This is a genomic window from Oscillatoria sp. HE19RPO, from assembly GCF_024220515.1.
Taxonomy (GTDB): Bacteria; Cyanobacteriota; Cyanobacteriia; order Cyanobacteriales; family Laspinemataceae; genus Laspinema.
On sequence record NZ_JAMXOT010000244.1, the window covers coordinates 1 to 9,401 of the forward strand.

The window sequence follows — 9,401 nt, forward strand, 5'->3', positions numbered from 1 at the left end:
CCCCTCCTGTGGAGGGGTGTCCCGAAGGGACGGGGTGGTGTCTTGATTTGGAACAGACAGATAGACAGATACTTTTGAGTAAAGAAGCATAGATCAATACCTGCTCTCTCGCTAGAAGAAACCACCCCGCCCCTGCGGGGCACCCCTCCAAGGGAGGGGAATTTTGGGGCATATTCCCCTAAAGTCGGGAGCATCAGACGTGATGTGTAGCTTTATTTTAGGGAATTGGTATTACAGAACAGAAGATGTAGATAATAGGGGCTGGAGATGAAAGGCATTGATCCAAGCCGATGACATCCCAACTCTGGCGCTTCAGTCCCGGTTAGCGGGTTAGCTGGCTGTGGCAACAGATGCCCTTGGCCCTAAATTGGACCCTAAATTAGCGGCTTTTTGTTTTCTCCGGTCAATGAAAGCTGACCCGTTGAAAAAACTGATAGGCTATATCTCTAAATGCAAACTACTACCGCTTTTATAGAGTTGACAAACAATCAATTGCTAAACCCAAGCATGGTACATCCGATGGATGATATCGCCAATCAAGCTCGTCAGGGCAGCGTATCGGCGATTATTCAAGTCCTGAATGAAAAACTGGCTCCTTCCGGCGTCAGAACCCGCGCCGTGTTTGCTGATGGCGTGTTGCAACTGCTATGCGAGGCGGGGAGTCTCGAACTCCTGGACCAATCTACTGTGGTCGATCGCATTCGACATATTTTAGAGTCTTTGGCACCGCGCAATATTCGGCGAGTCCATATCAACAGCCGTCTGGTGCGAGAACAGCAGTTGTTGTGGCTGGAGGAAATTAACCGGGACCCGGAAAATCAACTACTCTGGTCCGAATTGATTACCCTCAAAAAACCCAATATCTTCAAACAAATGGGCCAAGATTTCTCCCGTCCCAAACCCCGCACTGACCCCGCTTTCCCTAAATCCCCCTATTCCCGTCAAGTCCGAGAAGAACGTCAATTTCGCCGGGGGATCCTCAATGGCCTCGGGGTGAGCCTGGTACTGGTGACTCTGGGTTTACTGATTTATAACTGGCCCCAAATTCAGGCCGGATTGCAGTCAGGTCAATTTTCCCTGACTTCCCGCAATTCTGAAGAGTCATCCGAGGCAGTTACCGATCGCGATGCCTTTGCCGAAGCGGTGCGATTAGCTGAACAAGCCTCCGCTGATGGGAAAGTGGCTCAAACTGCATCGGAATGGTTGGTGATTGCCGCCAAGTGGGAACAGGCTTCGGTGTTGATGGCTTCAGTCCCGGCGGATCATCCCCGATACAAAATCGCTCAAAACCGCACGGAACTCTATCGCAGTTACAGCGAGGATGCCCAAGCTCAAGGCGATCGCCTGCGTCAAGAACAGCTCTAATTCATAGCTTGGACTGGGGAATTCAAGTCCGGTGATCTGAACCAACCTAGCCACGCTGACTTAAACAGCGGGACGGTGTTACCTGGAAAATTCCCCTTGTCTCTAGGCTCTGATGTTGATAAAAATTGGGTCTCGATTTCTGACGGTTTAAATTCCACTTAAATTCCAAATAGGGTATTTAACCGCTTGCGAATCCAAATCAACGGCTTTTCTTCCCCTTCAATTTCTTCATCCACCAGCAATCCTAAAGTTTTCAGGGATTGTTGTCTTTCGGATAACTTTTCAGCAATGCGATCGGCTAAATTGCGATGGGTGACTAACAACCGTTGTAAATCATTGCGGTCGATTACAAATAAAATCGTATCTTCCAAGGTTCTGACACTCGCCGAACGGGGAATCCCCATCAGTAAAGAAATTTCTCCAAAAAACTCACCGGCGTGCAGGCTGGCAATATATTTTTGCAGTCTTTGGGAAAACACTTCGACGGAACCGGATAAAATAATATAAAAAGAATCCCCCGGGTCATTTTCCCGACAAATTAAGCGATCGCCTGGAAACAATTGCCGATATCCATACTCAATTAAGTGCAGCAATTCCATATCGCTACAGGTCTCAAAATACGGCATTCGGCGCAACAAATCCCGCAATGTCCAGTTATTCGGGGATTTGGGAATGGCTTTTTCAAGCTGGGGAGGCGGATTATCCGATGGGGGAAGCGTTTCGTGACTGGGGACCGGAGGAATCTGATGTTTAAACAGCTCTTTGAAAGCGTCCAGATTGCGAATATGTAAATCTCGCTGAGGAAAGGGTATTTCAATGCCTCGCTGACGCAATTCACACTCAATCCGAAAATTTAAGGCACTTTTAATCGGTTCACTATTTTGCGGTTCATCAATCCAGACTAACAGTTCAAAGTTTAAGGAACTGTCTCCAAAGGCTTGAAACCAAACTTTAGGTGGCGGGTCAGATAATACGTCAGGTTCTTTACGCGCTGCGGTGAGAAGTGCTTCGGTGACTACGGCTGGGTCGGTTCCGTAGGCAATCCCGACGGGAATATGCAGGCGACATTTCGGGTCTTGATAACTCCAGTTAATAATATTAGTTTCAACAAATCGGATATTAGGAACAATCACAAATACGCCATCGCGACTCCGAACAATGGTGGAACGAATGGAGATTTTTTCGACAGTTCCAAAGAGATCATCGACTTGGATATAGTCACCGACTTTAATGGGTTGTTCAAATAGTAAGGTAATGCCACTGATGAAGTTACTAGCGAGATTTTGCAACCCAAACCCGATACCAATTCCTAAAACCCCTGCAACAACGGTGAGGGAACTCAGGTCGATTCCTGCGCTTTCGAGGACGATCAGAAAGGAGAGGGCGCTCAGAAGATATCCCATGACCGAGGCGATCGCTTCTCGGGTGCCGATGTGAAATTTTAAACGCCCTAATAACCGGCGCTTAATCCATTCATTGACGCTGCGGGAGATAAAATAGGCGATCGCACTCAGTAATATCAGTTGAGCAAGGCGATTCAGGGAAAACTCATTCCCTCCCACTCTAAACAAATCTTTGGTAAAAATATCACCGAAGACGGTTAAGAGGTGTTGTGTCTGCTTGATGATCCAATTTACCATTGATACGAAATCCGGTTATCTCAAGTCTGTTTTATCTGGTAGCCGGCGTCGGCAGGCTATAGCCCAAGGGGCATGGCTTCGCTAGTGTCTGTATAGCCCCACCCTTGAGGGTGTGGGTTTTTCTATCACAACCGGATCCCGTATAAGCTAAACCGCCTAGCAGGAATTTCATGTTTGATTTAAGCTCACTTTTCGGAGAGAATCTCTCCTGTGTTAAGGGTTGAATATCTGGGGTGAAAATCACAAAATTTGAGCATGAATTAAATGAATAAGAGGAGATTAAAAGGGGTTTTCCATCATTCTTTGAATTAAAAACCATACCCCCGCTCCTAATGTTGCCAGATTTAACACCAGGGATAAAAATAAGGCAAAATACCCAAACAGCGTGAGAGTAATTTCATGGCGATCGTCAGGAATAAATCGAGTTTTTTCAACAGAAATAAACTCGGACAGTTTTCCTTCTATAAAAATTTTACCCAGTCTTTTATTATAGAAATAAAAATGTTTTTTGAGACCTTTTCTTTGATAAATACTCAGCCCTCGTTTTCCCGCGCTGAGGTGACTAATTTTATTAAAATTAACCCCGAAAGTTTTAATGGCTTTTCGGGAAAAATCCGGACAGGAAAAACAAGCTAAACCCCGCTCAGTCAGGACAAGACAGGCTAATTGGCCTTGATATCTCACCCCAACGACGTCCAGGATTTCATGGGTTGAGGGCATCAATTCGGCCAGAGCCTGAGCGATTTTAGGAATGGCGTAGTAGTAATCCACGCTGAATTTTCCGGTTTTGGGAAACCGACCGATGTCTCGGAGTAAGTCCTCATAGTCCAGGGCAGTAAAAGGGGATGACCTTTTACTTTCAGCCGGTTGTTCTGTACTCGGAGGAACTGAGACAGAATGCTCGGCGAATTGGGGCGGTGTTTTTAAGCGATCGCCCTTCCGGGATTGGGGGGAGATGCCCGATTTTTTTCCCCCATTGACCGAGGGGGGTGGGTTGGATATTGGGGACTTGCGGGAACCTCCAGTCCGCGAAACTGGAGCCTCTACAGGTGCGATCGCCGAGAGTTCCTCAGAGAATTCAGCCTGGGGAGAGAGCTTAAACTCCTGGGACCAGGCCGGGGCCTTCTGACCGTTTTGAAGACCTAAGACTTTCAGGGAGGCGATCGCCTCGGGAGCCAATTTCATCACCCCTTGATAAATAAACCCAGCTAAAACTTTTTGATTGGGAACCTTGGGGGCTGCAAGGGTAATCTGCAAGCACCGACCCTTGAGGGCAGCTTTCGCGGTGATCCCTTTAGGTTCTAGGGACCGATTGATCAGGGCGGCGATCGCAGTGGGGCGGCCCTGTTTAGCAAGTTCCAAAAGCTCAGTCTGTGTCATAGCTGGCCAAAAGGGATGATTAGGAAAAAGCGCGAATACCGATAAGCATCAAGATAAAGGATCGGGTCAGTTTTGCCGAGAAAAGCATTCGCACCCATCCCGATCGGTCCAACAGCAATCCCTTGGGGCAATGCTCTCAACGCCTCGGTTTGTATGGGGTGTTTGCGCTGCTCAATCACCCCAATTCCTTCCGTGAGCTAAAACCCACTTCCCTTTACTCAAAAGCATTGGCAGCCCGTTGTCGAGCCAAATCAGCGTTTTGCTGATACTGCCCCACTCTGGGTTGAGCATCGGGGTAATTGGGGCTGGTTTCTGGGACTTGGCCCATCAAATCGCTGGCCTCCTGCCACAGAACTGCAATCTGATTCCATTCCGCCTGGGTTTGAGCCGTTTGGGATTGCTCTGCCGCCTGGGTTGCTCGTCTCACCGCTTCCGCAAAGGGATTTGCTGCTGGGGCCGGGGTGGGGGCCGGAGCTTCTGCTGCCGGGGCCGGGGTGGGGGCCGGAGCTTCTGCTGCTGGGTCCGGGGCGGGGACCGGAGCTTCTGCTGCTGGGTCCGCAGAGTCAGCGGCGGGAGTTGTAGTCTCTTGACCTCTCATCAAAAACCAGTAGGCAGCACCCCCGCCTAGAAATAGAATTAAAACAACCAGCGGAACGATCAGCAGGACTTTATTCTGATACCATTTTTGGCCCTCTGGTTTGCCCGAGGCTATTTCTTCTTCCTCGTCCGGGTCCTCGTCCGGGTCCTCGTCGTCGAGGTATTCCGGTTCCTCATCTTCATAAGGCCCCTCTAAATCATCGTTGACTATCAGATTTTCGTCGTCCGGGGGCAGGTTTTCATCGTCGGCGAGTATATTCTCATCGTCGGCGAACATATCCTCATCTTCGTCGAATGATTCGACGAACATATCCTCATCGGTGGCAAATGCTTCTTCTGGGGGTTCGATGTCTATTTCTTCTTGCCATGCAGGAAGGCGATCGCCGATTTTGCGTCCGTAAATCTTCAAGGTGGGAACTGACTCAATCCCCAACTCGGTTAGACCATTCTTGATGAAAGGAACTAGGGCCGTGGGATCCGGGACTGTTGCTGATTCAAGCAACAGGAGCAAAGAACCGTCTTTGAGAACGGCTTTTGCCGTTATCCCTTGAGATTGAATCGCGTGATTGACTACAGCAGCGATCGCCTCGGGTTGACCCTTTCTGGCGAGTTCTTTTTGGTCTGTCGGTGCATTAAATAAGGGCATGGGAGGAGGTAGGTAGATTCTGAAATCATCTTACTGTCGAGAATACCCACGGGAAACTTTAGCTTAGTCGGTAGATCGGATTTTACCTTAAAGTTTGACTTTCTCTAGTACATCAGTTCAGCGAGCCGATCAAACGGGCAAGAACCCGGATTTCTGGCCCTAATTTGAGGTTCATGAGTAGAAATTTTCTCAAGAAACCGGGTTTTTTATCCCTCTACTGTACCGAGCCCCCAGTCTTGTCAGGGTTCCTTGATGTTCGGATACCCACGGGAAAAGGGCTGGGGGCGGGTCAAGATTTTGCCCGGGGTCTAATCGACAACCCTTAACAATCCCTGGCGTAGGGCCTCAAATACTCGGTCGATCAACATTTGCTCTTTTGAACTCAGGGAATCCTTCGATAACAGGGTCATCATAAAGATTCTTTGATCCGCCCGCGTGATGCGGTGGGTGAGGAAGATCCGTTCGACAATTTTTTCAATATTAGATTCCGGTTGCACTCTATTACGGTCATCATTCGGGATGTGATGGCTAAAGTTGTTTTAAAATCTACCATTGCTGGGGGAATCGCGGCAATTTTCAGTCCCTCGCGCCCGGTTGGATCATGTTTCAGCCCGGGTCCGGGTTAGCCGTAACTCATTCTAGAATCTCGGCAGAGGATTTGGAGAGACAGGACAAGAAACCGGGTTTCATCAATGGAATTTTTGGCGAATTTCTCGCCGTTTTCTGAAAAAACCCGGTTATCTTCGCCCTCCGGTGCCGATGCTTTCGGCAACCGGAAACCTTGACCTGTCTTCCGGTTGACCCGACTGATTGCTCCGGGATTCCTCTGGCGATCGCCCCAGGACCTCACTGAGTCATTTAACTGGAAATCGCCCGATCTGACTTACTGTAATCTTGTCTGTATTCAAGCTAACAATTGCCCACAGAGATCGCCACTAATTCCGCCGGGTTCGGACTTCTTGAACCCGGCGATCGAGTTGGCGTCCGACTTCAGCGATCGGATATAAAGGTCTTTGACCCTCGCGATATAACACGAAAACAAATGCCCCCATCTGGTTCTTCCGCAACACCAAAATTTCCAACCGGGCTAACAAATTATCCAAATCCACCTGTAAGCTCACCCCCGCTGCCACATCGCCGATATTACTGACATTATTTAACGGTTGCGGAGGTACGTTTGTGTCTTCGAGGTTTTCTGCTAACAACGCCTTCAACTTTTCGGGATCCCGCAGTAATTCATCAAATTGCTGCTGTTGCTGAACCGTTTCCAGTCGGGTCGTTATCCCCATAATCAGTTGAAACTGTTCCTGTGCCACAAACGCAAAAACATTTTCAACATTAATCTCATCTTGACTGAGGTCCTCTTTGAGCTTTGCTAACTCAGCCGGTGGCATTGCCGTAAAGCCCCGTGGCAGATCCTCCAATCTCAAGGTGACATCAGCCCATGTTCCTGCCTGTGCCAAAATCACACTCTCTTGTGTCACCCTCTCCTCAACTCCAGCTTCAGCCAGGGCTGGATTCGGCAGCCACACCATCGTAGGCACCACACCGATGGCTAAACCTAAGAGTCCCAAAGCTATTTTTTCGATCATTTGTCCAACTTCCTTGTCCCTTCCGGGGAAAATTAATGGGATTGAATTCTACCGGGAACCCCAGTGATTCCGTTCTTCTTGATGCAAGAGACGAGAGGAGAACGGGTCATGGTGCCTCCGATGAGGAACAATCTTCCCCCTGTTGGACCTAACTGGGGTTGTCTGACCCAGACTTAAATCACAACTTTCTCTCATCTGCCTCAATCAATTGGTTGATAGCTTCCTCTTTCATTCTAAAATCTTACACATACAGAAAACTTGCCTGAAGCTGCCGTCAGTTTTATCTCTTACACTAGAAACAATACACTATGGCTATTGGTTACGTTGCTCTCGTCCTCCACGCCCATCTTCCTTTCGTCCGACATCCCGAAAGTGATTATGTTTTAGAAGAAGAATGGCTCTATGAAGCCATTACAGAAACCTACATCCCTTTACTGCGAGTATTTGAAGGTCTAAAGCGGGATGGGATCGATTTCAAAATTACCATGAGTATGACGCCCCCTTTGGTGTCGATGCTCCGGGACCCCCTCCTGCAAGACCGCTACGAGGAACACCTCGCTAAACTCGAAGAACTCGCTGAACTGGAAATCGAGCATAACAAGCATAATGGGCACATTCGCTATCTAGCGGAACATTATGCCCATGAGTTTAACGACACACGCCAAATCTGGGAACGCTACGATCGCGATTTGGTCTCTGCCTTTAAACAATTCCAAGACTCCAACAATCTGGAAATCATCACCTGTGGGGCCACTCACGGCTACCTGCCCTTGATGAAAATGTACCCGCAAGCTGTCTGGGCGCAAATCCAGGTCGCCTGCGAACATTACGAACAAAATTTTGGTCGTCCCCCAAAAGGCATCTGGCTGCCGGAATGTGCCTACTATGAAGGCTTGGAGCGAATGTTGGCCGATGCCGGTCTGCGCTATTTCCTCACGGACGGTCATGGCATTCTCTACGCTCGTCCCCGTCCCCGCTTTGGCACTTATGCCCCCATTTTTACCGAGTCTGGGGTGGCGGTCTTCGGTCGCGATCACGAATCCTCTCAACAGGTTTGGTCTTCGGAGGTCGGCTATCCCGGTGACCCCGAATATCGCGAATTTTACAAGGATTTGGGTTGGGAAGCTGAATACGATTATATCAAGCCGTATATCATGCCCAACGGGCAACGCAAGAATGTCGGGATTAAATATCACAAAATCACGGGTCGCGGTCTGGGTTTAGGGGATAAGGCACTTTATGACCCCTATTGGGCACGAGAAAAGTCTGCGGAAAATGCAGGCAATTTCATGTTTAACCGGGCGCGTCAAGTGGAACACCTCCACGGCATCATGCAACGCCCCCCGATTATTGTCTCCCCCTATGATGCGGAACTGTTCGGTCACTGGTGGTATGAAGGCCCTTGGTTCATTGATTACCTGTTCCGCAAGTCTTGGTATGACCAAGGCACTTATGAGATGACCCACCTGGCGGATTACTTACGCAACAATCCCACTCAGCAGGTTTGTCGTCCGTCTCAGTCTAGCTGGGGTTATAAAGGGTTCCACGAGTATTGGCTGAATGAAACCAATACCTGGGTTTACCCCCATTTACATAAGGCGGCAGAACGGATGATTGAGTTGAGCCATCGGGACCCGGCTGATGAACTGGAGTGGCGTGCCCTCAACCAAGCGGCCCGAGAGTTGCTCCTGGCACAGTCTTCGGATTGGGCGTTTATCATGCGGACGGGAACGATGGTCCCCTATGCGGTCCGGCGGACCCGATCGCATTTGATGCGTCTCCACAAACTTTATGAGGATATCAATATCGGCAAGATTGATTCCGGTTGGTTATCCAAGGTTGAGGCGATCGATAATATTTTCCCGGAGATTAATTATCGGGTTTATCGTCCCTTGTAATCTATCTTGAGTGCAATGGATTGTACATTGATTTTCTTTCTCATAGAAACCGGGTTTCTGGGTATTAAGGGTAGATTAAATGCTCTCTTTTCTCCTCAGACACCCGGTTTTTTTCGACGGTTTGACCGGGGTTGGCTCTGCTAAGGGAACTCCAAAAAATAAAATCCCCAAAAAACCCGCAGGCTGTTCGCGTAGCGTTCCGCTTAGAAAGCCTGGGGCTACACGGACAAAGCCCGCCTGCGCGGCGTCATACAGTCTTGTTAGGTGCTTAACCATCGGGATT

The 9,401-nt window shown here is 49.0% G+C and carries 8 protein-coding genes; 2 read left to right on the top strand and 6 right to left on the bottom strand.

What is annotated here, in order from left to right; all coding sequences use genetic code 11:
- Positions 1 to 507: 507 nt before the first annotated feature.
- Positions 508 to 1,365, top strand: a complete 858-nt coding sequence (locus tag NG833_RS21105) for a hypothetical protein (protein ID WP_254567244.1) — start codon at positions 508 to 510, stop codon at positions 1,363 to 1,365.
- Positions 1,366 to 1,523: 158 nt separating this feature from the next.
- Here the strand turns inward: NG833_RS21105 and NG833_RS21110 are convergent, their stop codons facing one another.
- From NG833_RS21110 to NG833_RS21130, 5 genes are all read right to left on the bottom strand, one after another.
- Positions 1,524 to 3,005 carry a mechanosensitive ion channel domain-containing protein gene (locus NG833_RS21110; protein ID WP_254567245.1) on the bottom strand — a complete coding sequence of 494 codons (1,482 nt, stop codon included), beginning with the start codon at positions 3,003 to 3,005 and terminating at the stop codon, positions 1,524 to 1,526.
- A 279-nt stretch (positions 3,006 to 3,284) separates the two neighbouring features.
- Positions 3,285 to 4,385 (bottom strand): hypothetical protein, encoded by a 1,101-nt coding sequence (locus NG833_RS21115; RefSeq protein ID WP_254567246.1) that lies wholly within the window; start codon positions 4,383 to 4,385, stop codon positions 3,285 to 3,287.
- A gap of 214 nt (positions 4,386 to 4,599) precedes the next feature.
- Entirely contained in the window at positions 4,600 to 5,628 is a 1,029-nt protein-coding gene (locus tag NG833_RS21120) for a hypothetical protein (protein ID WP_254567247.1), read from the bottom strand.
- 308 nt (positions 5,629 to 5,936) lie between these two features.
- A complete protein-coding gene (locus NG833_RS21125) occupies positions 5,937 to 6,125 on the bottom strand; it encodes a hypothetical protein (RefSeq protein ID WP_254567248.1) in 189 nt (62 codons plus the stop codon).
- A gap of 438 nt (positions 6,126 to 6,563) precedes the next feature.
- Positions 6,564 to 7,220, bottom strand: coding sequence for a hypothetical protein (locus NG833_RS21130; protein ID WP_254567249.1), 657 nt, complete (start codon positions 7,218 to 7,220; stop codon positions 6,564 to 6,566).
- A gap of 308 nt (positions 7,221 to 7,528) precedes the next feature.
- Here NG833_RS21130 and NG833_RS21135 point away from each other — a divergent pair, with 308 nt between their 5' ends.
- A complete protein-coding gene (locus NG833_RS21135) occupies positions 7,529 to 9,118 on the top strand; it encodes a glycoside hydrolase family 57 protein (RefSeq protein ID WP_254567250.1) in 1,590 nt (529 codons plus the stop codon).
- Between the two features lie 75 nt (positions 9,119 to 9,193).
- Here the strand turns inward: NG833_RS21135 and NG833_RS21140 are convergent.
- A partial coding sequence (locus NG833_RS21140; protein ID WP_254567251.1) for a hypothetical protein occupies positions 9,194 to 9,401 on the bottom strand: 208 nt, incomplete at its 5' end.